At 59.3% G+C, this 24,030-nt stretch carries 24 protein-coding genes and 1 tRNA gene; 11 read left to right on the top strand and 14 right to left on the bottom strand.

All coding sequences use genetic code 11. The features are described from left to right. Window positions 1–3 precede the first annotated feature (3 nt). The 3 genes from GC425_RS00235 to GC425_RS00225 are packed head-to-tail and all read left to right on the top strand — an operon-like array spanning window position 4 to window position 3,950. Window positions 4–1,413, top strand: a complete 1,410-nt coding sequence (locus GC425_RS00235; RefSeq protein WP_151844195.1) for a hemolysin family protein — start codon at window positions 4–6, stop codon at window positions 1,411–1,413. Then, on the top strand, window positions 1,406–2,470 hold the full coding sequence (locus tag GC425_RS00230) for a hemolysin family protein (protein WP_257821479.1): 1,065 nt from the start codon (window positions 1,406–1,408) through the stop codon (window positions 2,468–2,470). Before GC425_RS00235 ends, GC425_RS00230 begins: the two co-directional genes overlap by 8 nt. Window positions 2,471–2,486: 16 nt before the next feature. After that, window positions 2,487–3,950 (top strand): MFS transporter, encoded by a 1,464-nt coding sequence (locus GC425_RS00225; protein WP_151844197.1) that lies wholly within the window; start codon window positions 2,487–2,489, stop codon window positions 3,948–3,950. On the opposite strand, the gene GC425_RS00220 is transcribed toward GC425_RS00225, so the two are convergent. Then, window positions 3,947–4,834: a LysR family transcriptional regulator gene (locus GC425_RS00220; protein WP_151844198.1), complete on the bottom strand. Its 888-nt coding sequence runs from the start codon at window positions 4,832–4,834 to the stop codon at window positions 3,947–3,949. The two genes, GC425_RS00225 and GC425_RS00220, sit on opposite strands and share 4 nt — an antisense overlap. 47 nt (window positions 4,835–4,881) lie before the next feature. On the opposite strand from GC425_RS00220, the gene GC425_RS00215 reads away from it, so the two are divergent. Both GC425_RS00215 and GC425_RS00210 read left to right on the top strand, forming a co-directional pair. Beyond that, window positions 4,882–5,754 carry a DMT family transporter gene (locus GC425_RS00215; RefSeq protein WP_151844199.1) on the top strand — a complete coding sequence of 291 codons (873 nt, stop codon included), beginning with the start codon at window positions 4,882–4,884 and terminating at the stop codon, window positions 5,752–5,754. Window positions 5,755–5,759: 5 nt separating this feature from the next. Then, entirely contained in the window at window positions 5,760–6,662 is a 903-nt protein-coding gene (locus GC425_RS00210) for a 3-methyladenine DNA glycosylase (RefSeq protein ID WP_225723432.1), read from the top strand. Window positions 6,663–6,686: 24 nt separating this feature from the next. Here the strand turns inward: GC425_RS00210 and GC425_RS00205 are convergent, their stop codons facing one another. Continuing rightward, window positions 6,687–7,739 carry an NAD(P)-dependent alcohol dehydrogenase gene (locus tag GC425_RS00205; protein WP_151844200.1) on the bottom strand — a complete coding sequence of 351 codons (1,053 nt, stop codon included), beginning with the start codon at window positions 7,737–7,739 and terminating at the stop codon, window positions 6,687–6,689. A 173-nt stretch (window positions 7,740–7,912) separates the two neighbouring features. Here GC425_RS00205 and GC425_RS00200 point away from each other — a divergent pair, with 173 nt between their 5' ends. After that, window positions 7,913–8,512 (top strand): hypothetical protein, encoded by a 600-nt coding sequence (locus GC425_RS00200; protein ID WP_151844201.1) that lies wholly within the window; start codon window positions 7,913–7,915, stop codon window positions 8,510–8,512. On the opposite strand, the gene GC425_RS00195 is transcribed toward GC425_RS00200, so the two are convergent. The 5 genes from GC425_RS00195 to secA2 form a co-directional block, all read right to left on the bottom strand. After that, a complete protein-coding gene (locus GC425_RS00195) occupies window positions 8,513–9,094 on the bottom strand; it encodes a MerR family transcriptional regulator (RefSeq protein ID WP_374707617.1) in 582 nt (193 codons plus the stop codon). 158 nt (window positions 9,095–9,252) lie between these two features. Continuing rightward, window positions 9,253–9,729, bottom strand: coding sequence for a hypothetical protein (locus GC425_RS00190; RefSeq protein WP_151844202.1), 477 nt, complete (start codon window positions 9,727–9,729; stop codon window positions 9,253–9,255). Between the two features lie 88 nt (window positions 9,730–9,817). After that, a complete protein-coding gene (locus tag GC425_RS00185; protein WP_151844203.1) occupies window positions 9,818–10,558 on the bottom strand; it encodes a MerR family transcriptional regulator in 741 nt (246 codons plus the stop codon). Between the two features lie 143 nt (window positions 10,559–10,701). Next, window positions 10,702–11,133 (bottom strand): oxoglutarate dehydrogenase inhibitor Odhl, encoded by a 432-nt coding sequence (odhI, locus tag GC425_RS00180; RefSeq protein ID WP_151841463.1) that lies wholly within the window; start codon window positions 11,131–11,133, stop codon window positions 10,702–10,704. Window positions 11,134–11,290: 157 nt separating this feature from the next. Further along, a complete protein-coding gene (secA2, locus tag GC425_RS00175) occupies window positions 11,291–13,585 on the bottom strand; it encodes an accessory Sec system translocase SecA2 (RefSeq protein ID WP_151844204.1) in 2,295 nt (764 codons plus the stop codon). A 96-nt stretch (window positions 13,586–13,681) separates the two neighbouring features. Here secA2 and GC425_RS00170 point away from each other — a divergent pair, with 96 nt between their 5' ends. The 4 genes from GC425_RS00170 (at window position 13,682) to GC425_RS00155 (ending at window position 16,236) form a co-directional block, all read left to right on the top strand. Further along, window positions 13,682–14,614: an alpha/beta hydrolase gene (locus GC425_RS00170; protein WP_151844205.1), complete on the top strand. Its 933-nt coding sequence runs from the start codon at window positions 13,682–13,684 to the stop codon at window positions 14,612–14,614. A 104-nt stretch (window positions 14,615–14,718) separates the two neighbouring features. After that, a complete protein-coding gene (rraA, locus tag GC425_RS00165; protein WP_151843474.1) occupies window positions 14,719–15,216 on the top strand; it encodes a ribonuclease E activity regulator RraA in 498 nt (165 codons plus the stop codon). Window positions 15,217–15,322: 106 nt separating this feature from the next. Then, window positions 15,323–15,399: transfer RNA gene (locus GC425_RS00160), tRNA-Pro, on the top strand. Between the two features lie 324 nt (window positions 15,400–15,723). Further along, entirely contained in the window at window positions 15,724–16,236 is a 513-nt protein-coding gene (locus tag GC425_RS00155) for a Fic family protein (RefSeq protein ID WP_231699712.1), read from the top strand. 54 nt (window positions 16,237–16,290) lie between these two features. On the opposite strand, the gene GC425_RS00150 is transcribed toward GC425_RS00155, so the two are convergent. Next, window positions 16,291–17,496 carry a pyridoxal phosphate-dependent aminotransferase gene (locus tag GC425_RS00150; protein WP_151844207.1) on the bottom strand — a complete coding sequence of 402 codons (1,206 nt, stop codon included), beginning with the start codon at window positions 17,494–17,496 and terminating at the stop codon, window positions 16,291–16,293. Window positions 17,497–17,870: 374 nt separating this feature from the next. Here GC425_RS00150 and GC425_RS00145 point away from each other — a divergent pair, with 374 nt between their 5' ends. Then, window positions 17,871–18,755, top strand: a complete 885-nt coding sequence (locus GC425_RS00145; RefSeq protein WP_192930380.1) for a hypothetical protein — start codon at window positions 17,871–17,873, stop codon at window positions 18,753–18,755. Window position 18,756: 1 nt separating this feature from the next. Here GC425_RS00145 and GC425_RS00140 read toward each other — a convergent pair whose 3' ends face one another. The 6 genes from GC425_RS00140 to GC425_RS00115 form a co-directional block, all read right to left on the bottom strand. Next, entirely contained in the window at window positions 18,757–19,062 is a 306-nt protein-coding gene (locus GC425_RS00140) for a DUF2752 domain-containing protein (protein ID WP_374707631.1), read from the bottom strand. Window positions 19,063–19,186: 124 nt separating this feature from the next. Next, window positions 19,187–19,615: a CD225/dispanin family protein gene (locus GC425_RS00135; protein WP_151844209.1), complete on the bottom strand. Its 429-nt coding sequence runs from the start codon at window positions 19,613–19,615 to the stop codon at window positions 19,187–19,189. A 93-nt stretch (window positions 19,616–19,708) separates the two neighbouring features. Beyond that, window positions 19,709–21,187 (bottom strand): NAD-dependent succinate-semialdehyde dehydrogenase, encoded by a 1,479-nt coding sequence (locus GC425_RS00130; RefSeq protein WP_151844210.1) that lies wholly within the window; start codon window positions 21,185–21,187, stop codon window positions 19,709–19,711. 86 nt (window positions 21,188–21,273) lie between these two features. Beyond that, window positions 21,274–22,065: an ABC transporter ATP-binding protein gene (locus GC425_RS00125; protein WP_151844311.1), complete on the bottom strand. Its 792-nt coding sequence runs from the start codon at window positions 22,063–22,065 to the stop codon at window positions 21,274–21,276. Between the two features lie 12 nt (window positions 22,066–22,077). Continuing rightward, window positions 22,078–22,968, bottom strand: a complete 891-nt coding sequence (locus GC425_RS00120; protein WP_151844211.1) for an ABC transporter permease — start codon at window positions 22,966–22,968, stop codon at window positions 22,078–22,080. Continuing rightward, window positions 22,965–23,933, bottom strand: a complete 969-nt coding sequence (locus tag GC425_RS00115; protein WP_151844212.1) for an ABC transporter substrate-binding protein — start codon at window positions 23,931–23,933, stop codon at window positions 22,965–22,967. Before GC425_RS00115 ends, GC425_RS00120 begins: the two co-directional genes overlap by 4 nt. Between the last annotated feature and the right edge of the window lie 97 nt (window positions 23,934–24,030).

Below are 24,030 nucleotides of genomic sequence, written 5' to 3'. Positions count from 1 at the left end.
GCGATGGATATTGTGTTATCCATTGTCGGCCTACTCGGATTCGTTGCGCTCACAGCAGCGACCGGTTTGTTCGTGGCCATTGAATTCGCTCTGACTGGGCTGGAACGTTCCACCGTCGATGAGCATGTCAAGGAAAAGAACGACGCCACAGCGCGCTTAGTGCGACGTGCCCATGGAAACTTAAGCTTCGTGCTGTCTGGGGCTCAGCTGGGCATCACGGTGACCACGCTGGCCACGGGTTATTTGGCGGAGCCGATCCTGGCGCAGTTCTTCACCCCTGTCCTGGAGGCCATCGGGCTTCCCGAAAACAGCTCGATGGCCATCGCCTTGATCCTGTCCCTGATCATTGCGACGTTCCTATCGATGGTGTTTGGTGAGCTGGTGCCGAAGAACCTGGCTATTGCGAAGCCGCTGACGGCCGCGCGGACCACGGTGCTGGCCGTGTGGACGTTCAATAAGTGCCTCAAGTGGTTCATCAACGCCTTGAACTCCACCGCCAACGCCATCGTGCGCAAGCTTGGGATTGAGCCGGCCGATGAGTTGGCGTCTGCCCGCTCCCCGGCTGAGCTGTCCGCCCTCGTGCGCAATTCCACGGGCGCCGGCGGCTTTAGCTTGTCGAAGGCCACCGTGTTGGAGAAGTCTCTGCGCTTCGGCGAGGCGACTGCCGAGGACATCATGACTCCCCGATCCACCGTGGAGACCCTGCAGGCGGAACACACGGCGCTGGATCTGATCCAGATGGCACGGGAGTCCGGGCATTCGCGCTTCCCTGTGGTGCGAGGCGATTTGGACGAGACCATTGGCGTCGTTCATATTAAGGACGCATTGACTGTCCCCGCCGAGCGTCGCGCCATGACCATGGTCAAGGATCTATGCCGACCCGTGCCCACCGTCCCCGATTCTTTGGGCGGCGACGCCGTACTCAACCATGTACGACGCGCGGGATCTCAGCTGGTCCTGGTTGCCGACGAATACGGCGGCACGTCGGGCATCGTCACCATTGAGGACGTGGTCGAGGAGATCGTGGGCGAGGTGTGGGATGAGCACGATAACAAGGAAGAGGACGCCGAGGTGCGCAAGGCCGGCCAGTCCTGGGAGATCTCTGGATTGGTGCGCGTGGACGAGCTTTCCGATGCGGTGGGCTACCACGCCCCCGAGGGCCCCTATGAAACCTTGGGCGGCTTGATTATGTCCACGTTGGGGCGGATTCCGTCCGTGGGTGATAGCGTGCTGCTTCCGCAAAATGATCGGGAGTTCATGGATGGTTTTGAGTCCGGGTTACCCAATCGCTGGGTGGCTGAGGTTCAGGACATGGATAATCGCCGCGTGGATCGGGCGCGGGTGCGTCCCCTCTCGGAGCAGGAATTGCGCGAGTTGAATCTGGATGACAGCAAGGAGGATCGCGGTGAATAGTGACTACTTTGGCGTACTTCTCACCGTGTTTCTTCTGGCGGTGAATGCGTTTTTCGTGGCTGTGGAATTCGCGCTGATTTCCTCCCGCAAGGATCGCCTTAATTCGATGATCGCCTCCGGTAACCGGAAGGCCCAATCGGTCGTGACGGCGATTGAAGACTTGTCCATGATGCTGGCTGGCGCACAGTTCGGTATCACGTTGGCCTCTGTGTTGCTGGGTAAAGTCGGCGAGCCGGCGATCGCGCACCTCATTGAGAGGCCGTTCCATGCCCTGGGTATGCCGGAGAATCTTCTGCATCCGGTGGCGTTTGCCATTTCCCTGTTGATCGTGACGATTTTGCACATCATTTTGGGTGAAATGGTGCCGAAGAATGTGTCCTTGGCCGGTCCGGAAACGGTGGCAACCTACTTGGTCGGACCGCATTTGCTCTTCATGAAAATTGCGCATCCGATCATGGTCATGCTCAACTGGGTGGCTCGCCACACACTGCGCCTGTTCGGTGTGGAGCAAAAGGATGAGCTGGATTCCCGGGTATCGCCGTCGGAATTGGCATCCATGATTGCGGAGTCTCGCAGCGAGGGGCTCATCGCTCCCGCGGAGGCCAACCGCTTGGATAAGGCTTTGGGGTCGTCCCGTCGAACCTTGGAGGAAGTGCTGATTCCGTTGTCGCAGATCCATGCGATTCGGCAGACCGGACCGCGCATCAAGGTGGAAGACGTGGAACGCGCCGTGGCGGAGACAGGGTTTTCCCGCTTCCCCATCACGGATGCGGATGGCCACTGGACTGGGTATATCCACATCAAGGACATGCTGGATAACCTGGCTGAGGATGGCACCTCGGATCAGGATCCGGTGCTGGATATGTCTGATGTGCGCCCGCTGATCCGCGTGAAGTCCGGAGTGAACTTCGACGTGGCGATGCGAGACATGCGGCGTACCTCCAGTCATATCGCCGCGGTAGAAGACGCGCACGGGCAGGTGATCGGTATGGTGACGCTGGAAGACATCATCGAAGAGCTGGTAGGCACCGTTCGAGATTGGACGCACGACGATTAACGATTCGCAGGAGATCATGCAGACAACACGCAGGCAACGCTGGGCCTTTCTGGGCGTGGTATCCCTGGGGCTGCTGCTCATTGGCCTGGATAACTCGATCCTCTATACGGCGCTGCCCGCGCTCAGCGAGCAGTTACACGCCACTCCCACCCAACAGTTGTGGATTATCAACGCCTACGCGCTCACCCTGGCCGGCCTGCTCCTGGGCACGGGCACCTTGGGCGATCGTGTGGGGCACCGCAGGATGTTCCTGATCGGCCTTACCGTATTCGGGTTGGCTTCCTTGAGCGCAGCCGTGGCCCCCTCCGCGGGATTCCTGATCGCGGCCCGCGCGTTCCTGGGGCTGGGTGCCGCGATTATGATGCCGGCGACGCTGGCGCTGATTCGCGTGACGTTCGTCGATGAGATTGAACGCAACACGGCTATCGGCATCTGGGGTTCTGTCGCGGTCGTCGGTGCAGCAAGTGGTCCTACCGTGGGCGGGTTCCTGCTGGAGCATTACTGGTGGGGGTCGGTCTTTCTCATTAACGTGCCGATCGTGCTCATCGCAATTGCGCTGACCACGTGGTTGGCGCCACCCAATATGCCGAACCCCCACAAGCAGTGGGATGTGCTGTCCTCCCTCTATGCTCTGGTGAGTTTGTCCTCTCTGGTGCTGTGCATCAAATCTGTGGCCAGCACGCATCCCGATGTGGCGCTGGCCTTGAGTGCAGCGATCCTATGCGTGCTGAGCGCCTGGGCCTTTACTCAGCGTCAGAAGAAGCTTGCAGATCCGCTGCTCACCTTTGATATTTTCCGCTCCCCCATTTTCACTGGTGGTGTGGTCACGGCTGCCGGCGCGATGTTTGGCATGGCGGGGCTGGAAATGCTCACTACACAGAAGCTGCAGCTGGTGGATGCGTTCAGTCCGCTCCAGGCTGGTCTGGTGATCTCTGCTGTGGCGCTCTCGGCGCTTCCCATGTCTGCCCTGGGCGGGGCGAACCTGCACCGGTGGGGTTTTAGAAACATCATCGTCACAGGCTTTCTGGCGATGGGCGCTGGCATGACGGTAGCAGTGATCGCCGAGAGCAACGATCACCTCTACGCATTCATTGGTGGGCTGATCATCACGGGCATCGGCGCGGGCCTCACCATGTCCGTGGCCTCGACAGCCATCATTGGGGCGGCTCCCCCGGAGCGCACGGGCATGGCTGCCAGCATGGAGGAAGTGTCCTACGAGCTGGGCACGCTGCTATCGATTGCCGTGACGGGCTCGATCGTGCCGGCGCTGTATAGCACGCGGCTTCCGGAGGAGCTGCGTGCGTTGGGGATGGATGCCCTCCACGTTGGCGCGGAGAATGGCGCTGCGGCTGGGGCCTATTCCAGCGCGTATGGGTCAACAATTGCTGGACTGGTGCTGGCGATGGCAGTGTTCGCCGGTATCACCGCCTGGTGCTTCCGTACGAACCCGAAGTCCGGTGGGGCTCACGCGGCGCATTAGCTTGACAACCCCGGGTCCACGCGCCCGAGACTTTGGCGCAGGATGTGGAGGATCTCGTGCATCATGGCGCGTGATACACGCGCGCTGGTGGCGAGGTACAAGGGCACGCGCCCGATGTAGCCCGCATTCCCCGCATTCCCGGTATCTCCCGCTGAAGGCTGCAAGGACACAGTCTTAAACGGTTTACTCCAGGCAATCGTGCGGATCAGCGGCGTGATCCCCTGCCCGTGCGCCACAGCCTGCATCACGCTGGCCAAGTCCTCACACTCCTTCACAATGGTCATGGCAGATCCGCCCGGCGCATGGGCCTGATAGTGCGCCATTGCCTGGTCCCGCACCGCACACGGCCTGTGGAACGCAACCATGGCATCCCGTGGCGAGCCTTCCACACCCACCCATTCCAACGGAAGATCCGCCACGTGTTGAGCTCCCGGCATGTGGTGCCGTAGGAAGAGGCTGATGTCCGCCCGCTGGTCGAGCAGCATATCGCGCGCTTTACTGCTTCGGGTCAGGCGCACCCTGAAGGACAGGTGTGGCTGTGCCTCGCGAAGGGCATGCAGCAGGTCAGGAACAATGCTGTGGGCTGTGTGCTCTGTGGCGGCGATCACCAGTTCGTTGCTGTGAGGCGGGGCGAGCTCATGGAACGTATCGTCGTGCAGGGTAATGATGTCGCGTGCCCGTGCCGCCAAGATTTCCCCATCGGCGGTGAGCATGATCCCCCGCCCCAGGGGTTTGACGAGCTGGCATCCCAATTGCGCTTCGAGCTTCTTGACGTGGGCACTCACCGCCGCCCGGGTGATACCGAGGGCTTGGGCGGCGTGGGTCATATTATTAAACGACGCCACAGCCTCCATGCTGCGCAAGCACTCAATTGTCAATGACATGTTGACATTCTAGTGCTCCCAGCGGCGCTCAACCACAATCGTGACTCATGAAAGCACAACTTCCCGTGTGGCTCGCCATCGCCACCATCCTGACCTACGCCGCCGGATACCCCTTAGGCAGCGCCTCCGTCGCAGTCATGCCCTTCGGACTGGTCCTGCTTCTCCGCTTTAGCGCCTCCGCCGTGGTCCTCTGGGGACTCGTCGCAGCACTGCGCATCCCGCTGCCCTCGCGGCAGCAACTCCTTCACTGCTCCGTGGCTGGACTCATGATCCAGGGTGTACAATTCACCGCCCTGTATTGGGCGCTCCAAGAAGGGGTCTCCGCGGGCCTTGCGTCCTTGTTGATCGCCCTCAATCCCGTCACCACCTCAGTGCTCCTGCTGGTGATGGGACAGTCTAAGGAAGACCGCCGTGGCGTCGTATCCCTTGTCCTTGCACTCGCAGCAGTCGTGTGTGCCTGCGCACCACGCATCGCGCAAGATCACTCGATCGGGCTGCCGCTCATCGGCGTGGGCGTGGCACTAGCCGGACTCACGGTTGGAGGGAACTACCAGGGACGGCTTGTGCGCGGCACGAACCCACTCGTCATCACCGCCGTAGCCATCACCGCGTCCATCCCGATCGCGGCTTTAGCAACAATACTCATGCCCGGTCCCGTGGAGGACTGGACGCGGGGGCTCGCCATCGTTGGTGCCATGGTCATCATCTCCTCGGTGGCAGCCACCACCTTGTACTCCGCGTGCATTCACCGCGCCGGCGCCCGCGCCGCCTCCATCCTGTTTGCGATCATCCCTGCCACCGCCAGCCTCATGGCCTGGGTGACGCTGGGCGAGGCCATCAGCGGCTTCACCATCATCGGCATCATCCTCGGCGCGGCAGCCTGCCTGATTTCACTTCGGCCAGCCCGCACACCACAATAGAAGACGTGACTAATGCAGCCGTGACCGAGATCCTGGAGCGCGACCACTGGCACACCCTGCAGGACCAGCACAGACGGCGCGTGGACGAACTCACAGGCGACGCCGTGGAGCGGCGCCAGCAGGGCCAGCGTCACCCCGTGTGGGACTTCATGTTTTCCTACTACCCCATCAAGCCCGGCCAGCTGCGGAAATGGCATCCGGGCCCCGGAACACAGCTGCGCATCACCGAGGCCGATCAGGAACGCCTGCCACAACACAAGGGGTTCTACAAGCAGTACCCCACCGATGGCGGCGCCGTCTGGGCCTTGGACACGGACGCGGTGTGGGAGAAACGAGGACAGGGCATCCGCTACATCCACAGGCTCGTGAGCCTCACCCTCCACCGGCCCGCGCAACTGGGCTGCTTCGGCCTCCACGAATGGGCGATGGTCTACAAGGACACTCCACGCCACCCGGAACCACTGCGCCTCGAGGCGGAGGGAACCCAGGCCGTGGTGGAGGCTGCCAACATCAAGTGCACGCACTACGACGCCTTCCGCTTTTTCACCGAAGCCGCCGCCCCCTTAAACGAACACCAGCCCACGCGCCAGACCCAGCCTGACTTTGAGCAACCCGGTTGCCTGCACGCCTCCATGGACCTCTACAAGTGGGCCGCGAAGCTAGGCCCGCTGGTCTCCGGCGAGCTATGGCTCAAAACCTTCGAGCTGGCCTGCGATGTGCGCCAGCTTGATATGGAGGCAAGCCCCTACGACCTCACGGATTGGGGCTTTTCCCCCGTAAAAATTGAAACCCCCGCCGGGCGGGCCGAGTATGTCCGGCGCCAACAAGCGCTCATGGAACGCGGGCAGCAACTCCGTCAGGAATTACTCGCCTCGGTGGAGTGCGCTTTTCCCCAGCTGGCCGGGTAGGGCCAGCTGGGCGTCGAATAAAAATTAATCCTCAAACGTTGAGGTATCGATGACCACGCGGAATTTCACGTCGCCCGCGACAACTCGATCGTAGGCCTCGTCCACCTCGTGCACGCTGATTTTCTCAATGACCGCACCCAGGCCATGCTCGCCGCAAAAGTCCAGCATCTCCTGGGTTTCCTTGATGCCGCCGATGTTATTTCCGGTCAGGACCTTGCCACCGATAATCAGGTTGCCCATGCCCACCTTCAGCTGTTCGGGCGGCAATCCCACCACGGACATAATGCCGTGCGGCTTCAGCAACTTCAGGTAATCATTGAGCGAATACGTGGCAGAAATGGTGGAGAGAATCAGGTCAAATTCACCGCGGTGATTCTTAAAGAAATCCTCCTCCTCGCCGGACGCCAACACACGCTGCGCACCCAATTCCAGAGCTTCTTTTTCCTTACGCTTGGAACGGGAAATAACAGTCACATCTGCTCCCTTGGCCGCGGCGATCTGCACACCCATGTGGCCCAATCCACCCAGGCCGACCACGGCGACCTTCTGGCCCTTCTGCACGTTCCAGCGGGCCAGCGGCGAGTAGGTGGTGATGCCGGCACAGAGCAACGGCGCGGCCTCGTCGAAGCTGAGGGAGTCCGGGATGGTGCACACGAAACGCTCGTTGACCACCACCTTCTGGGCGTAACCGCCTTGGGTGATGGTGCCGTCCACGTCCTCGGCGTTATAAGTGCCCACGTTGCCCTCGAGGCAATCCTGCTCCTGGTCGTTCAGGCACTGTTCGCACTCGCCGCAGGAGTTCACCATGCAGCCCACACCGACCCTGTCACCCACCTTGAACTTCGTGACCTTATTCCCCACGGCTTCCACCACGCCGGCGATTTCGTGGCCGACGGTCAGGGGGAAGTGGGCTTCGCCCCATTCGTTGCGGATGGTATGAATGTCGCTGTGGCAGATCCCGGCTGCTTTGATGTCGATGACGATGTCATCCTCGCGGGGATCGCGGCGTTCGATCTCTGCGATCTGGAAGGGTGCGTCCGGTGCAGTCTTCTGGAGTACTCGAGAGGTAATTGTCATGACAACAAGCCTACGCGTGTTTTCAGTACATGTTCAATAATTTTTTATCCGACGCCCAGCGCACCCCACCACAGTTCACCTCCACGCCCGTGGCGTGCCCCGGCAATGGCTCCTCCACTCGCTACACTGTCAGAGTCAGTTACACACCAACGTGCGCGTGGGGAGGTTTACCTGTGGGTCGTCATGCACAGCCACCAGCGCCGAGCGCCCCTGCGCGCTCGCGGCTGCTGACCGCCGTGGGCATTGCGGTCGTCATCATGACGCTCACGATCTGCTGGTCCATCTATCGGGACACCGAAGAACAGGCCCGGCACTGCCCGGACGGCTCCTTCACCATGACGGTGTGGGCCACGCCGGAGGCGAAAGATTCCACGAAAGCGCTGGCGAAGCGCTTCAACACGTCCCAGCCGGTGGCCGCGCAGCATTGCATTAAGGCAACGGTCAAGGCATTAAGCGATGCGGAGGCCATCGCGCGCCTGGACGCGGCGTCCATTGATCACGGCAGCGCCCAGACTATGGCCGGAATATGGATCCCGCAGGACACTACGAAGGCTATCGGCGCGGCGCGCGACGCCCAGATCGCGGTGAACACGTCAGTGGTAAGCATGATGAGTAACGGCAGCGCGACGTACGCGCTTCTTCCGATCAGCACCCCGGAGGCAGAGACCATCGTCAACCAATCGGCGGGGTCAGCCTTCGCGAGTTTCGCCGCTGAGGTCTTAGGCGCCGAGGCCCAGGTCCCACTCAGCGACCTGGAGTTCCCCCGGCCTTAGTTAGGACGCGCCACGCAGGCGTCGGCGCGCGGCCAGTTCGTCCACGGTCGTGTCTTCTGCAACGGATGCAGCAGGGGTGATCTTCTCGCTGGGGAACGCCTTGATGGTGCCGCTCAGCTCCTTCAGCAGCCCTGGCACGGCGATGCCGAACACGCCCTGGCCGCCATTGAGCAGGTCAATGACCTCTTCTGGGGAGCGGCATTCGTAGACCGTGGTGCCATCGGAGACCAAGGTGATACCCGAGAGGTCATCGATGCCCAGGTTCTCCAGCTTCTCCACGGCCTTGCGGATATTTTGCAGGGAGATGCCCGTGTCCAGCAGGCCCTTCACAATCTTAAGGACCAGGATGTCCCGGAAGCTGTAGAGGCGCTGACTACCGGAGCCGTGAGCGCCACGGACGGTGGGGTTCACCAAGTTGGTACGTGCCCAGTAGTCCAATTGGCGGTAGGTAATGCCTGCGACTTGGCAGGCGATGGGCACACGGTACCCAACCTCGTCCTCGGCACCGTAGATGTCGAACAAAGCACCCTGCTCTGGACCATCAACGCCCATCTCGGTGTCGACTTGGTTGCGCTCGCGCATATCCTACACTCCTGACATGTAACCCACTGTGTCATTGTCTGCTAGCAAGCCGTGGGAGTCAACATGACACCCACCAAAGCCTCAAGCAGTGGTTTAGAGTCTACTTTAACACGAGTCACAAATTTCACAATTGTAACAACACGCGTGTTATTCCCCTGTTATTCTCCGAGGAGCTTTTTCAGCTCATCATCGAAGTCCGCGTCACTCAGCGCATCGATCTGCAGCTCCGGCGTGTGGCCGTCTGCTTCAAAGGGTTCCAGGTCAGGCTCAAGATACACCACGCCCCGTTCATCAGAGCTATCAGCGTTATCAGCAAACGCCTGCTCCCCCACAAGCTCGATCATCGCCTGGACCCACTCCGGGTTCACGTCCAGCATCTTGTCCACCAGGGTTTCCTTCACAGAGATGTTCTCCAGGATGCCGGCATGACTCAGAAACTCCACAGTCGACGGTGGAACATCCAGTCGTTGCTCCTGACGAGTCAACGTGGCGGTGAACTGCCCGCGAAATACCGTGGAAATCTCTGCCTCCCAGCGACCCGAGTCAAGATCAGCCCCCATCGCCTGGGCGAACAATTTTCCGTGGGCAGGGCGCCCTCCCAGGTCTCGTGCGCCGTCAATCCATATCGGAAGCACGCGAGTGTAATCCAGAGTGTAAAACAGAAGGACATCTGGCCCACCTTCACGGCGAGTCCTCAGACGTCCCAGCAACCGGACTTTACAATCAGCCAAGGTTCCCCTTAATCAATGCGGTGTTCAATGAGATCAACAGCGCCGATACCTCATGTGCTGTCTCGACAGAGCGCTGCTTCGCGTTCTCATCACGCGCATGCGCCAGCGGCTCGGACACGGCCGCCACCATGTCATATTGGCGGTTTGCAATGGTCATCAGGGACTTCAGGTGACGGCCGTCAAAACCAAACTCCGTCAGCTGGTAAGCGAGCTGGACGATGTGTACATCGTCCACGGAAAAGAAACCGGAGGCGTCGGCATTAATCAACCCCATGCGGATCAGGGAGTTCGTGAAGGAATCCTCCACGCTCGCCCGAGTAGACACATCAGAGCGGGTCAGGCGGCGTGTCCCCACGGAGCGCATCTGCTCGGCACTCACGGCACCTTGGACCGCGCGCTTCGAGGAAACCGCGGTGACCTTGCCGGAATCCATAGCCTCCAGCTGCTCGCGGATCACCTTGAGAGGCAGGTAGTTATCGCGCTGCAACGTCAGGATGTAGCGCAGGCGGGAGATGTCCTCTGGCGCAAAGCGACGGTAGCCCGACTGGCTACGGCGAGGGCTGATGAGGCCCTCGGATTCCAGAAAGCGAATCTTGGAGACCGTCACATCGGGAAAGTCAGCCTTCAGCTGTTTCAGCACATCGCCAATTCCAATGGTCGGAAGCACACCGGATGTCGATGCGGCACCGCGGCGAACGGCGGAATCATGTGCTGGCTGTGGCTGTGCACTCACGTCGTATTTCTCCCAAATGAACGCAAAAAGCTTATGGTCTGTGACTATTTTAAAGCACTCACAGTCCGGCAGTTAACCCCTGCCGAAAACGGGTCGCAGTCAAGCAAAAATGCTTGACTGCTTAGGTTGGCGAAGGACTTGCTTTACGCGTCCTTTGTACCGTTGAGGAACACCAGACGGAACTTACCGATCTGGATCTCATCGCCATTGGCCAGAACAGAGGAGTTCTTAGGCTCACGGTTCACGTAGGTTCCGTTCAGGGATCCCACGTCTACAACTTCGTACTCGTCGCCGTTGCGACGGAACTCTGCGTGGCGACGGGAGACGGTGACATCATCCAGGAAAATGTCGGAATCTGGGTGGCGACCCGCAGCGGTGTTCTCCTGATCGAGCAGGAAGCGGGAACCAGCGTTAGGTCCTCGCTTAACCACCAGCAGCGCGGAGCCTTCTGGCAGACCCTCCACACTGGCAGGTGATGCATCATTCTGTCCTGCTTCCATTTCCTTCAGCAGGTCGGAACGGTACACAGAGGTAGTCTCTACGGATGCCTCAGAGTGGCCAGTGTTTTCACTCATATCTTTTCCTCTCATTATTCGGCTGACGCCGAAGCCACCGCACTGAATCAACCATCAGTTGTTCAGGGGGTCATTAGATGGACGTTGTCCACCATACTACCCCTCCGCCCTAGCTGGGGAGCCGGAAGGCGGATAGCGGGAAATCTTGTTCAAAAAGTTATTTAAACATTCTAGCAATTGAGTTTCGGACCGATCGTCCGTCCGCGGATAGCGGATTATCGTTGACCATATATGTCCAGGTAGCGCTCGGTTTCTGCAGTCCCAGATTCTCCAGGTGAGCGCCATCGGCGTCGATGTGCACCTCAGCAAAGGTCTCCTCTGCTCGCGCTACCGCACGTTCTGCCAGATCAGCAAATGCGGCAATGGACATCCGGTGGAACTCATCGATGGGCGATTCACGGGCGATGGCGCGCAAGTGGATGGATTCACGGATGTCATCCAGGTACGCCAGATGCTCGCTCCACTCAAAGTCCAGGTGGTACAGCATGATTTCTCGTGCAGCTTGCTCCAGGACTTCCTGATCTACGCGCTCAGCCAGTTCGTCAGCCTTGTTCCCGTGTACACGGGAGAGGTGCTTCCACGCCGCATCCGTATCCAACAGATCATCCCGGCGCGCGGCGATAATGTCCCGCTGGTCTTTAATCAGCTTGTTGTACTTCCAGGTCGTGGCATGAATATCCAGCAGTTGCCCCTCGGTGACGCGCTGGCAGTGGTCCACGAATTGCAACACGCGCTTCTGGGCCAGCAAGCCGTCCTCGTCCGGGGTGGCGTGAAGTTCTTGGTCGCTGCCGCCGGCGGCAATCATGTCGTCTTCCAAGGACAAGAAGAACACGCTGGATCCTGGATCGCCTTGGCGTCCTGCGCGTCCGCGGAGTTGGTTGTCCAGGCGTGTGGAGCGGAAGCGGCCCACGCCGACAACGTGGAGACCGCCGGCGTCGACAACTACGCTGCGCTCCTCCTCGTTCATACCACCCAGTTTGATGTCGGTTCCACGTCCGGCCATCTGGGTGGACACAGTGACGCGTCCGGGGCGGCCGGCTTCGGCGATGATGGCCGCCTCAGCCTCGTGATTTTTGGCGTTGAGGACGTTGGACTCCACACCTTCGAGCACCAGGGCGTCGGCAAGTCGTTCGGACTCCGCGACGTCCTGGGTTCCGATCAGTTGAGGCTGGCCGGTCTTTTGCACCTCGATGATGTGTCGGATCACAGCCTGGTCGCGTTCCTCCAGGGTGGCATAGATCCGGTCGGCTTCGTCGAAGCGTTGGGTGGGGACATTCGGGTCGATGGCGGAGACCTTAAGGTCATAGAATTGCCGGAACTGGTCGCTGGCGGCAATCGCCGTTCCGGTCATGCCGCACTTGTGTGGGTACATCCCCACCAGAGCCTGAATGGTGATCTGGTCCAGGATGCGCCCGCCGTCGGTGACATCCAAGCCCTCTTTCGCTTCCACCGCTGCCTGGAGTCCATCCGGCCATCGCTGCAGCTCTGCCACGCGTCCACGAGACCCGTCGATCAGGGCCACCTTGCCGTCGCGCACAATGTAGTGCACATCGCGAGCCAGAAGATGCTCGGCGTGCAGTGCAACGTTGATCTGGACCAGCAGGTCCCCTCCCCCGTGTTCCTCGGACCCATAGAGCGATTCCACGCCCAGGTATTTTTCTGCGTAGCTGGCGCCGGTATCGGTCAGGTAGATATTTCGGTGATCCGCAGAGATCTGGAAATGCTCGTCCTCCTCCATGGTTTTCACCATGCGGGTGATCTCGCTGGTAGGCGCCGGGCTTGGCTCAGATCCGGCAAGCACCAACGGCACCAGGGCTTCATCCACCATCACGGAGTCCGCCTCGTCGATCACGGCCACGTCGGCGGGGGTGCGCACCTGGTCTTCGCGGCGGGTAATGAGTTGGTCGCGCAGGACGTCGAACCCAATTTCGTTGATGGCGCCGAAGATGACATCCCTGCGGTAGATGTCACGGCGCTGGTCGGCGTCGAGATCCTCGTGGATGGCTCCGTGGCTGAGTCCGAAGAAGTCGAACAAGGGGCCCATCCACGCATCATCGCGCCCGGCGAGGTAGCTGTTAACGGTGATCACGTGGACGCGCTGGCCGCGCAAGGCGTAGCCCACAGTGGCCATCGCGCCCGTGAGAGTCTTGCCTTCGCCCGTAGCCATTTCCACGATGTCGCCGTGAAGCAGTCGGTGTGTGCCCTCCATCTGCACATCGAAGGGCTGCACGTCCAGGGTGCGGTTGACGGCTTCGCGCAGGGCGGCGAGCAAGGCCGGGTAATCCGGCTGGCCATTGCTCGTACGCACGGCCTCGCGGGCGGCAGCTCGGAGCGCATCATCATCAACGCCAGCAAAGCGCTCGGCGCTGGCCTGCGCCACAACCGCCCTGCTCTTTTTCTGATTCTTCTTGGGTGAGGTTCCCATTGCTTTCCAGAACCAGTCCATCGCCATTGACGGTCATCCTTTGCTTGTGTGCGTTGGTGTACGTGCGTGTTGCCTGTAGATTCTTGAGTCTACCTATCCCCTCGCGCGGGTATAAGTATCTTTATGAGCTTTTCTTCCGGTGATGCTTTTTCTAACCCCGTTTCTGACCCCGTTGCTGGCTCCAGTGCTGGCTCCGCTACTGGGGCTGTTCCTGATGCAGTCGCGCCGCGTCGTTTAGCCCCTGCGCGCAGCGTCACGGTGTCCATCACCGCCCGCGACGGCCGGAACATCGCCGGGACGCTGGACTTTCCTGCGCATATCGGGTCCGTGGCGAAGCTGCCGCATGCCAATCTCCCGACTGCGGTGGTGGTGCATTGCTTCACCTGTAACCGCCGGGCCGTGGGCACGTCGAAGATCTCCAAGACGTTGGCGAGGTTGGGTTTCCTGTCTTTGAGGATCGACATGGAGGGGTTGGGCGATTCCGATGGGCGGATGGAGGATTCCACGCTGACTCGCCAGATCGACGACGTGTGTCGCGCCGCGGAATGGCTCGATGAGCATTCCTCCACGCGCGAGGACAATCCGGGCAGGATCCTGGTTGGGCACTCGCTGGGTGGGGCTGCGGTGTTGCGGGCAGCGCCGCGGGTGGCGAATGTCCGTGCGGTGGCGACGGTGGGCGCACCGTTTAATCCTTCACATGTCACCAGCACCATGCCGAAGCTGGAGCAACGCTTGCGGGAAGATCGTTCGATCCACGCCGTCGAGATCCCCGGCCGTGGCGTGAAGCTCGGGCGTCCACTCCTGGATGATCTATCAACATTCGACGCCGCCGCCGATGCGGCCCAGCCCAGCGCCCAGGGGATTGCGACGTTGTTTATTCATCCGCCGTCCGATGACTTGGTTCCCTACGAGCATGCGGAGAAGCTGTATGCGGCGGCAGGCCAGCCGAAGTCTTTGATTTCTATTCCAGAGGCGGATCATCTGCTGAAGAAGCCTGGCAGTGGTCAGCGTGTGGGTGAGCTGATCGCGTTGTGGGCGCAGGCGTATCTGGGGTGAATGCGTGTGGTGAGTCGTCCGGGGTACCCGTGTGGGGTGAATGAAGGCGCTCGTGGGGTGAATGAAGGCACTCAGGGCGGCAGTGGCGCGTATGGTTGAAGACCATGAGTGAGTTGACTTTCATCCCTACCGCTGACCTTGTGGACATTATCGGCGAGGACGTACGCTCCTGCGATACCCAGTTCCGGGATCTCGGCGGAAACATTGAATTTGCAGGCAAGATCACCACAGTGAAGTGCTTCCAGGACAATGCGCTGCTGAAGTCCGTGCTGGGTGAGGACAATCCCGGCGGTGTGCTGGTGGTGGACGGTGAGGCGTCGATGCACACGGCACTGGTGGGCGACATCATTGCGGGGCTGGGCAAGGATCACGGCTGGAATGGCGTAATTATCAACGGCCCGATCCGCGACTCCAAGGTGATTGGTGGCATGGAGTTTGGCTGCAAGGCCTTGGGCACGAACCCTCGTAAATCCACGAAGACGGGCGCTGGTGAGCGTGATGTTGTGGTGTCCTTTGGCGGCGTGGACTTCGTTCCTGGCCACTACGTCTACTGCGATTCCGATGGCATCGTGATCACGGAGGAGCCGGTCCAGCCGCAGTAACGGCTACTGCTTCAGTAACAACTACCGAAAAAACGTCCTGACGTGGCGATTTTCTTACATGCCACTGTGTGTAGCATAATAGGGACTCTGGCCATGCGGTCAGAATCGGGCTGTGGCGCAGTTTGGTAGCGCACCACACTGGGGGTGTGGGGGTCGCAGGTTCAAATCCTGTCAGTCCGACCAATTTTTTAGCCGGGACATAGCGAAAGCTATGCCCGGCTTTTGCCGCATCGGACGCAAGAACACGTCCTAGAAAATCGCTCCCCTAGGTCACAAAATATGTCGTTGTTTAAACACACCAGTCGCGTCACGTGGCGCGCACAAGAACGCCCGCCCGTAGACCCAGTAGGGACAGAGAATTCGTTAGAATGCCTCCTCGAACGAAAGACTGATCTTGTCTGGAACGCTGCGGCATTAGAAGACAATTCATGCACGTTGACGGATGTACAAGCGCTACTCACGGGTCAGGCTGTACACAGTAAATCCCCGGAGGAGCAGCAACAAATCTTGGACCTCTCGGAAGCGTTCGGAGAACTCCACACTCTAGTGTCAACAGGGGAATTCTCGGTCACGTCCCACGTCAGTCATCGCATTCACACAGCCGTCGCACGCAATGAAGCATTAGACGCAGGCATGTTTCGCGGCGACGGCGCCGTCGCGGGCGATGGTGGCGGGGTAAGGCTCATGAACGGTGGCTTCGTTGATTTTGATCCCGCCGAGGGATTACATGAGGCCTTCTCGGATCTCGTGGAGTCGCTCAATCTTCTCGACGATCCCGTGGAGCGCGCACTCGCCTATTTCTGTTCCGCCACGCGAACACAGTTTTATTTTGATGGAAACAAGCGCACAGCCCGGCTCATAGCATCCGGAATGTTGATGACGGCGGGATATAGCGCGCTGAATATTCCCAACGCCCGCCGCCTGGAATTTAACCTGGCCCTTGACCAACTCTTTTCCACAGACGATGCCACTGAACTCATGGAGTTCCTCTACGACTGCCTTGCAGAATCATCCCGATAGCCCGGCTCCTCACGCCTAGCAGAAGCCATCAAGAAGAAATGTCGCTGCATAGCGCTACATAGCACCCTTCAATCGCTCAATCGCCTGGTCCAAAACCTCGTCACGTTTGCAGCATGCGAAGCGAACGAAACGTTTCCACTGCTCCGTGTGATCGGAAAATGCGGACACCGGAATTGCCGCTACTCCCACCTCTTCAACGAGGAAACGGCAGAACTCAACATCGTCCTTAAAACGCTCTGGGATCCTGGCGATGACGTAATAGGTTCCGTGCGACACATATGCGTCCAGGCCACACTCCTCCAAGGCTGTGGCTACCTTACGAACTTTCTCCTCCAAGCGTGCGGACATATCCTCCACCCACGACAATTCTGTGTCCAGCGCCTGCGCCACTGCCGGTTGCACGGGAGTCACGCCCACATAAGTGAGAAACTGCTTAGCCTTCAGCACATGACGCAACAGATTCTCAGGGGCTACGGCCCACCCGGTCTTCCATCCCGTGGCATTAAAACTCTTGGCAGCACTCGAGACTGTGATGGTGCGCTCCCACATGCCCGGCAAGCTGGCACAGCACACATGCTCATGCCCGCTGAACACGAGATGCTCATAAACCTCGTCCGACAACACAAACAGATCCCTGTCGCGGGCCAGCTCCGCGATTCCTTCCAGCCCCTCGCGACTCAGCACCGATCCCGTGGGATTATGGGGCGAATTCACCACAATCATCGCGGTCTTCTCTGTCACAGCGGCGCGTAGCGCCTCCAGATCCACATCCCACGCTCTGCCATCGCCGCACTGCACCTCACGAAGCGGAACCGCAACCCGCTGCGCACCCGCCAGGGCAATGGCCGCGACATACGAATCGAAATAGGGTTCCAGCACAATAACTTCTTGACCTGGTTCAACAAGGCCGAGAATCGTGGCGGTGATCGCCTCTGTCGCCCCCACCGTCACGAGGACCTCTGTGTCGGGATCGACGTGCAACCCGTATCGGCCCTGGTGCCGGGCCACAGCCTCGCGCAGCTCGGGCAATCCCTGCACCGGTGCGTATTGATTGTTTCCGCTGGCCATTTCTTCCTGTGCCCGTTCCAACATCGACGCCGGCCCATCGCTATCAGGGAATCCCTGACCGAGATTAATGGCCCCCAGCTCCATTGCCCGTGCACTCATCGACCCAAAGATGGAATCTCCGAATGACCGAAGGCGTGTCACTCCCGGATCGTTGAGACGTGACGACTGCTGTTGCTGTTGTTGCCCTGTCATGAGGACGATCATATCGCGCACGCTGAGGCTCGTGTCGTATAGTTTCACGCCGAAGGCCGAACACTCAGTCACCCCAAAAGGCGTGGAAAAGTTTAAGAAATACACATGATGGATCCCCTAACATCCCCGGCGAAAATAGAGCACCTTAGGTAAGGAGTCTTGTTTACGCTGCTCGCAGCGCGTTTCGGGGGGGGGTAGACAGGGGTACTACATGAGAATAGACTGATAAACCTCAGAGAAACTTATGAGGTTAATGCTAACATCCCACTGACGCGTTGAATCGGACTCTTGCACTGTTACTGCAACAAAAGTGCACGCATCCTGCTCACCCCACCTACGTGGACTTACAGCCACATGAAAGGAATTTCGACAGCATGTCCAATGCAGACATCCTCCTCACCCCAGGAGAAAAGGGCGTATTCTCTCAGCAATTCAGCCCCAACCTCGTGCTGTTTTGGTTGAAGACCAACATCGTCGTCACCAACCGCAGGATCGCGGTCAAGGCACCCAACACGATTCTGGGCATCATCCCCTTGGGATACCAGGAAAACAGCATGCCCGTCGGCTCCGTTGCGGGCGTCAACGCATCCATCAAGGTTCAGGCGGGACGTTTTATCACCTTCCTGCTGCTCGGCCTCATGCTGCTGGTCTTCGGATTCCTTGCTATGGGAAGCAATGGCGCAGCGGGATTCTTCCTGATTCTCCTGGCGATCATGCTCCTCGCCATTGCTGCCAACGCCATTCGTGGCGCCCTCGGGGTCACCAACAACGGTGGTGCCGTGAACGAAGTCCTCGTGTCCTGCCTGGAGCAGTCGAAGCTGAACGAGTTTAAGAACCATCTGAACGAATACGTGTACACTGCGTCGAGTGCCGGAACCTCTTGGAACGACGCCTACGCGTCGAACTCTCAGGGTTTCCAGAACCAGATGGGTTACCTTCAGAATGGCCCTACCGCAGGCCAGCAGTTCAACCCCGGAGCTGTAGGAAACGGCGGCTACCAGGGACAGCATCAGCCTCAACAGAACTGGAACCAAGGCCCACAGCAGGCGCAGCCTCAGCAAAACTGGGGCCAGGGCCCGCAGCAGGCCCAGCCCCAGCAAAACTGGAACCAAGGCCCACAGCAGGCCCAGCCCCAGCAGAGCTGGGATCAGGGCAACCAGCAGCCACCTCAGCAAAGCTGGAACCAAGATCCGCAGCAGACCCAACCTCAGCACAACTGGGAGCAAGACGACAACCAGCAGCCGCCTCAGCAGGGCTAACTCATACGCGAAGGCTGAGGAAAGGCTCCCACGGTAGCAGTCGCGCAATAAACCACAGCGCAAAAAGACTTCCCACCGCGATCGGCGCATAGCGGATGTCTTGCCACCGGGGTAGCCGAATCCCCCAGCCTTTTGCAGCCCACGCTATCCACGCCCACACTAAGAAGGGCAAGAAAACCAACAGCAGCGCATTGTAGTGTGCAGCATCCGCTACACGCCCTTGAACAAGGCATTGAACTGCGCGCATCGAGCCACACCCCGGGCAGTTGATACCGAACAGTGCCTTCGTAGGACACGTCGGAATCACACCGCCCGGGGTTTCTGGATCCGCTGCAGCGATCGCCACACAGGCACACAGGGAAAGCACTCCCACAGCAAGCGGGAGTGCTTTATTCCGAACGTTCGTCACCGTGTTGCGAAAACCTCAACTACTAGCTCAGGTCGTCAGAGCTAATAACGCCCGTGGACAGGAGCACCATGTACAGCGCAAAGAAGATCACAGAGAGGACAGCAGATGCGATCGCAAACTTCTTTGCCTTCGCGGAAGCGTCCTCAGCACCCTGCAAGTCGCCCTTATGCCACCGGCTATCCACCTGAGTGGAGAAGTAAATGCCTACGGCACCCACCGGCAAGCAGCACGCCACAGTGGCAAGAATCGTCCAAACCAAGTAGGTGTTCGGGCGAGCCGCTCCCCCGAGATCTGCAAATTCTTGGGCATTGTCACCGTTGGGGAACTGGCCAAAGGTGTTCTGACTGTCAGCATCGCTGCTGTTGACATCGTGAGCATCGCTGTTCACATCGTGAGCGTTGCTGTTGGCATCGTTGTCATCAAAGCTATTACCAGCGTATGGATTGGTCATGAGAATCCTCCTGCGTTGATATGGGTGCGCTCCAGTCTAGCAGCTTACGAAGTTTTCGTCAGAAAAACCTATTATTGATCTCCGCAGGACAATTTATGCCGGGAAAGCCACATACTTAATGTATGTGTATTCGTCCAAGCCCTCCAGGCCACCTTCGCGACCAAATCCGGACAGTCCAATACCACCGAATGGGGCGGCGGCATCCGAAATCCCGGCGCGGTTCACTCCCACCATGCCGGCCTGCAACTCTTCTGCAAAGCGCTGCGCGGTCGCCATATTCGTGGTGAAGCCATAGGCAGCCAGGCCGAACGGTGTATCGTTCGCCATGGCAATGCCCTCATCCAGATCCTTGAAGGTGACCACCGTGGCCACGGGCCCGAAAATCTCCTCCTCAAGGATGCGGGTTCCCTTCGGAACATCAACCACCACCGTGGCGGGATAGAAATAACCTGAACGATCCGGAACCTCACCTCCGACGAGGACCGAGGCTCCAGCGCGCCGGGCGTCGTCGACTAATTCGGCAACACCATCGCGTTGCTCAGCATTGATCAACGGCCCCAACGTCACTCCCTCGTCCAGTCCGTCCCCCAGGACGAACTCGCGCATCTTCGCCACCAAACGCTCGGTGAACTCCTGCGCGATGGATTCCGCCACGAGGAAACGATTCGCGGAGATACACGCCTCGCCACCGTTGCGCATCTTCGCAGCCACCGCAGCCTCGATCGTCAGATCCAGGTCCGCATCCTCCGCAACCACGAAGGGCGCATTGCCACCCAGCTCCATCGAGGTGCGCTGCAGGTGCTCCGCGGACTGCTTCACCAGCACCTGGCCCACCCCCGTAGAACCAGTAAAGGTGACCTTCTTCAACCGAGGATCCGCCATCAACTCGCTGGACAAGTCCTTCGAACTGGAGCTCGTGATAATCGCCACAGCCGACGCCGGCGCATCATGCCGCTCAAGCACCTCCGCCATGACAGAACCCAGCAGCAGCATGGTCAACGGAGTCTGCCCAGCCGGCTTCACAATCACCGGGCACCCCACGGCCAGTGCAGGAGCAATCTTGCGCGCCGCCATCGCCAACGGGAAGTTCCACGGGGTAATGGCCAGCACCGGACCCACGGGCTTACGGACGGTCACAATAGAGCCCTGACCTGCGGGGCTCTGGGCAGTTCGACCTCCCGCGCGGACGGCTTCTTCCGCAAACCACTGGAAATAGGACGCGCCATAGGCCACCTCGCCGCGGGCCTCGGCCAACGGCTTACCCATCTCCAACGTCATCACGCGCGCGAAATCATCTTCGCGCTCCTTGACGGCCTCAAAGATGTCATACAGAATCGCCGAACGCTGCCGTGGGCTCATCGCAGCAAAGTCAGCAAAGGCCTGATCCGCGAGGTCCAACGCCTTCATCCAATCAGCAGACTGGGCATCCGCCACGGACGTCAGAACTTCCTCCGTGGCAGGGTTGATCACGTCAAACGTGCCACCATCCTGGGCTGGCACATTAGCGCCGTCTAGCCACAGACCAGTCTGGAGATCCTTGGGCAGTGTACGAAAAGTGGTGGAGTTAGTCATGGGGTGAAGCTCCTTCAAATCAAGAGGTAGTGCGTTTACTCTATGAACGTTCTTCTACCCCACCCTAACGAAAAATCACACGAGCGTTAGCCCAGGAACGCCTTATCGGACAGCGTGGCACCCTTGATGTTGGCAAACTCGCCCAACAGGTCACGCACTGTCAGTTTCTTCTTCGTGTCCTGATCTGCCTCATACACAATCTGGCCTTCATGCATCATGATCAGGCGGTTGCCCAGACGGATCGCCTGTTCCATATTGTGCGTCACCATCAGTGTGGTCAGCCCGCCTTCTTCTACGATGCGGTGGGTCAGATCCGACACCAAGGCGGCGCGGGAGGGATCAAGTGCGGCGGTGTGCTCATCAAGCAGCATGATCTTCGGTTGTGTAAAACCGGCCATCAGCAGGGACAACGCCTGGCGCTGACCACCGGACAACAGGCCTACCTTCGCCGTCAGCCGATCCTCCAGCCCCAGCTCCAGTTTCTTGAGTTCCTCCACGAACACTGCGCGCCGTTTGGAGGATAAGCCACGCCCCAGTCCGCGACCTTGTCCGCGCAGGTAGGCCAGGGACAGATTCTCCTCAATAGTGAGGTCCGGGGCCGTGCCGGCCAGCGGGTCCTGGAACACGCGGCCAATATAGGCAGCTCTCTTGTGCTCGGCTAAGGACGTGACGTTCTTCCCATCCACCACAATGGAGCCACTATCCACCGTCATGCGGCCGGAAATGGCATTCAGCAGAGTGGACTTTCCGGCGCCATTGGAACCGATGACAGAGACGAAATCACCTTTCTTTAATTTCAGGTTTACCTGTGCCAGAGCGCGGCGCTCATTCACAGTTCCTGGGAAAAAGGTTTTTGCAATGGAGTTGATGGACAACATAGAAGTCATGTCCTACGCACCTGCCTTCGCGCTCGCCGTTTTCTTCGTGAATGCACTCAGCGCGCCGCGCCAGCGAGGCACCACCAGCGCCACAATCACCAGCACGGCGGTGATTGCCTTCATATCGTTCGGATCCAGGCCAACCTGCAGGGCGCAGAAAATAATGATGCGGTACAGCACACTTCCAACGATCACAGCCACGATAGCGAGCAAGAGGAACCGTTGGCCGAAGATCGCCTGTCCCATTATGACCGACGCCAGGCCCACCAAAATCAAGCCAATTCCCATGGAGATATCGGCAAATCCTTGATACTGGGAAATCAGTGCACCGCACATGCCCACTAGCCCATTGGAAAGACCTAAGGTGAGCGTTTTCGTAAAGTCCGTGGACACACCAAAGCTAGTAATCATCGGACCGTTGTCACCCGTTGCGCGGATGCTTAATCCAAGGTCCGTATTCAAAAACCACCAGACCACCAGCGCTAACAGAATAACCACCAGGGCAAAAATAGCGATGCTCACTGGCGTGCCCTTGATGCCTGCGTCCTTTAAAGGAGTAAACATCGTCTGAGCTCGCAAGAGCGGAACATTGGCACCATCCATGATGCGCAGGTTCACCGACCACAGCGCGATCATGGTCAAAATACCGGCGAGGAGCCCGTCAATCTTGCCCTTGGTATGCAATAACCCTGTAACGAGACCAGCGACGAAGCCAGCCCCAAAACCCGCAAGCGTGGCCACAAGAGGATTCCAGCCTGCCAGAATCGCGGTAGCCGCCACTGCGGCGCCGGTGGTGAAGGAACCATCGACCGTGAGGTCGGGGAAGTTGAGGACACGGAACGTGAGGTACACGCCCAGCGCCATGACGCCATAGATCAGACCGACCTCAAGGGCGCCGATCATACGCGCTCAGCCTTGTCCAGAATCGCCTGTGGGATCTCGATGCCGTAGTTCTTCGCTGCCTTTTCGTTGACGTAGTAGGTCACCTCGGAGGCGGTCTCCACGGGAGTGTCTGCCGGATCGGCCCCGTCCTTCAGGATTTTGATGGCCATCTTTCCGGTCTGCTTACCCAGCTCTTCGTAGTCGATACCAACCGTGGCTGCGGCGCCGCCCTTCACCGTTCCTTCCTCAGCACCGATCACAGGGATCTTCTTCTGTTCAGCAACTTGCACCAGGGACGCAATGCCGGACACAACCATGTTGTCCGTAGGAACGTAGATGGCGTCCACATCACCCAGCGCCTCCACGGCCTGCTGGATTTCATTGACGGAGCTGACGGTCTGGGTCTTGACATCCAAGTCCAGCGGCTTGGCGGCCTTCTTCACCTGATCCACTTGGATCTGAGAGTTCACCTCGCCTGAGGCGTAGACAATTCCTACGGTCTTCGCATCGGGAACGAGTTCCTTGGTGAGCTTCAGTTGGTCCTCAATGGGAGCTTCGTCAGAGGTGCCCGTGATGTTGGCTCCTGGCTTCTCGTTGGAGTCCACCAGTTCTGCAGACACGGCGTCCGTGACCGCGGTGAATAGCACGGGCTTATCGGTGATGTTCTGTGCAGTGGCCTGCGCGGCAGGGGTTGCCACTGCCAGGACCAGGTCCTTGCTGTCGCTCGCGAACTGCTGGGCGATGGTCAGCGCGGTGGATTGCTCACCATTGGCGTTCTTCTCGTCGAACTCCGCTGTGATTCCGGCCTCGTCAAAGGCCTCCTTGAAGCCTTTGACCGCGGAATCGAGCGCGGGGTGCTGAACCAGTTGGTTGATACCGATCTTGTAGGTATCACCGGAGGCCGAATCTGTGCCTCCACAGCCGGCCAGGACCATTGTGCTGACCGCCAAGATACCAGCGAAAATACGGGAGCGGGATGTCAACATTCCTCTTTCCTTTTCTGTGCAAGTTCTCGTGAAAACGTCTTGGAACTTAACTTAGCAATAGAAAAAGGCTTGTTGTGGAAAAGTCACCGTATTACCC

Source organism: Corynebacterium sp. zg254, assembly GCF_024701495.1.
Taxonomy (GTDB): domain Bacteria; phylum Actinomycetota; class Actinomycetes; order Mycobacteriales; family Mycobacteriaceae; genus Corynebacterium; species Corynebacterium zhongnanshanii.
Note: the sequence above shows the minus strand (reverse complement) of the source record. Positions and strands in the feature narration are given on the sequence as shown.

Bases quoted from the DNA above. Each gene is read 5' to 3' on its own strand.
- GC425_RS00130 (WP_151844210.1), bottom strand. From the start codon at position 21,187: ATGACTAACTCCACCACTTTTCGTACACTGCCCAAGGATCTCCAGACT.
- GC425_RS00235 (WP_151844195.1), top strand. From the start codon at position 4: ATGGATATTGTGTTATCCATTGTCGGCCTACTCGGATTCGTTGCGCTC.
- odhI (WP_151841463.1), bottom strand. From the start codon at position 11,133: ATGAGTGAAAACACTGGCCACTCTGAGGCATCCGTAGAGACTACCTCT.
- GC425_RS00170 (WP_151844205.1), top strand. From the start codon at position 13,682: ATGAGCTTTTCTTCCGGTGATGCTTTTTCTAACCCCGTTTCTGACCCC.
- GC425_RS00145 (WP_192930380.1), top strand. From the start codon at position 17,871: ATGTCCAATGCAGACATCCTCCTCACCCCAGGAGAAAAGGGCGTATTC.
- GC425_RS00115 (WP_151844212.1), bottom strand. From the start codon at position 23,933: ATGTTGACATCCCGCTCCCGTATTTTCGCTGGTATCTTGGCGGTCAGC.
- GC425_RS00150 (WP_151844207.1), bottom strand. From the start codon at position 17,496: ATGACAGGGCAACAACAGCAACAGCAGTCGTCACGTCTCAACGATCCG.
- GC425_RS00220 (WP_151844198.1), bottom strand. From the start codon at position 4,834: ATGTCATTGACAATTGAGTGCTTGCGCAGCATGGAGGCTGTGGCGTCG.
- GC425_RS00205 (WP_151844200.1), bottom strand. From the start codon at position 7,739: ATGACAATTACCTCTCGAGTACTCCAGAAGACTGCACCGGACGCACCC.
- secA2 (WP_151844204.1), bottom strand. From the start codon at position 13,585: ATGGCGATGGACTGGTTCTGGAAAGCAATGGGAACCTCACCCAAGAAG.
- GC425_RS00225 (WP_151844197.1), top strand. From the start codon at position 2,487: ATGCAGACAACACGCAGGCAACGCTGGGCCTTTCTGGGCGTGGTATCC.
- GC425_RS00195 (WP_374707617.1), bottom strand. From the start codon at position 9,094: ATGCGCGAGCGCAACCAAGTCGACACCGAGATGGGCGTTGATGGTCCA.
- rraA (WP_151843474.1), top strand. From the start codon at position 14,719: ATGAGTGAGTTGACTTTCATCCCTACCGCTGACCTTGTGGACATTATC.
- GC425_RS00135 (WP_151844209.1), bottom strand. From the start codon at position 19,615: ATGACCAATCCATACGCTGGTAATAGCTTTGATGACAACGATGCCAAC.
- GC425_RS00215 (WP_151844199.1), top strand. From the start codon at position 4,882: ATGAAAGCACAACTTCCCGTGTGGCTCGCCATCGCCACCATCCTGACC.
- GC425_RS00120 (WP_151844211.1), bottom strand. From the start codon at position 22,968: ATGATCGGCGCCCTTGAGGTCGGTCTGATCTATGGCGTCATGGCGCTG.
- GC425_RS00125 (WP_151844311.1), bottom strand. From the start codon at position 22,065: ATGTTGTCCATCAACTCCATTGCAAAAACCTTTTTCCCAGGAACTGTG.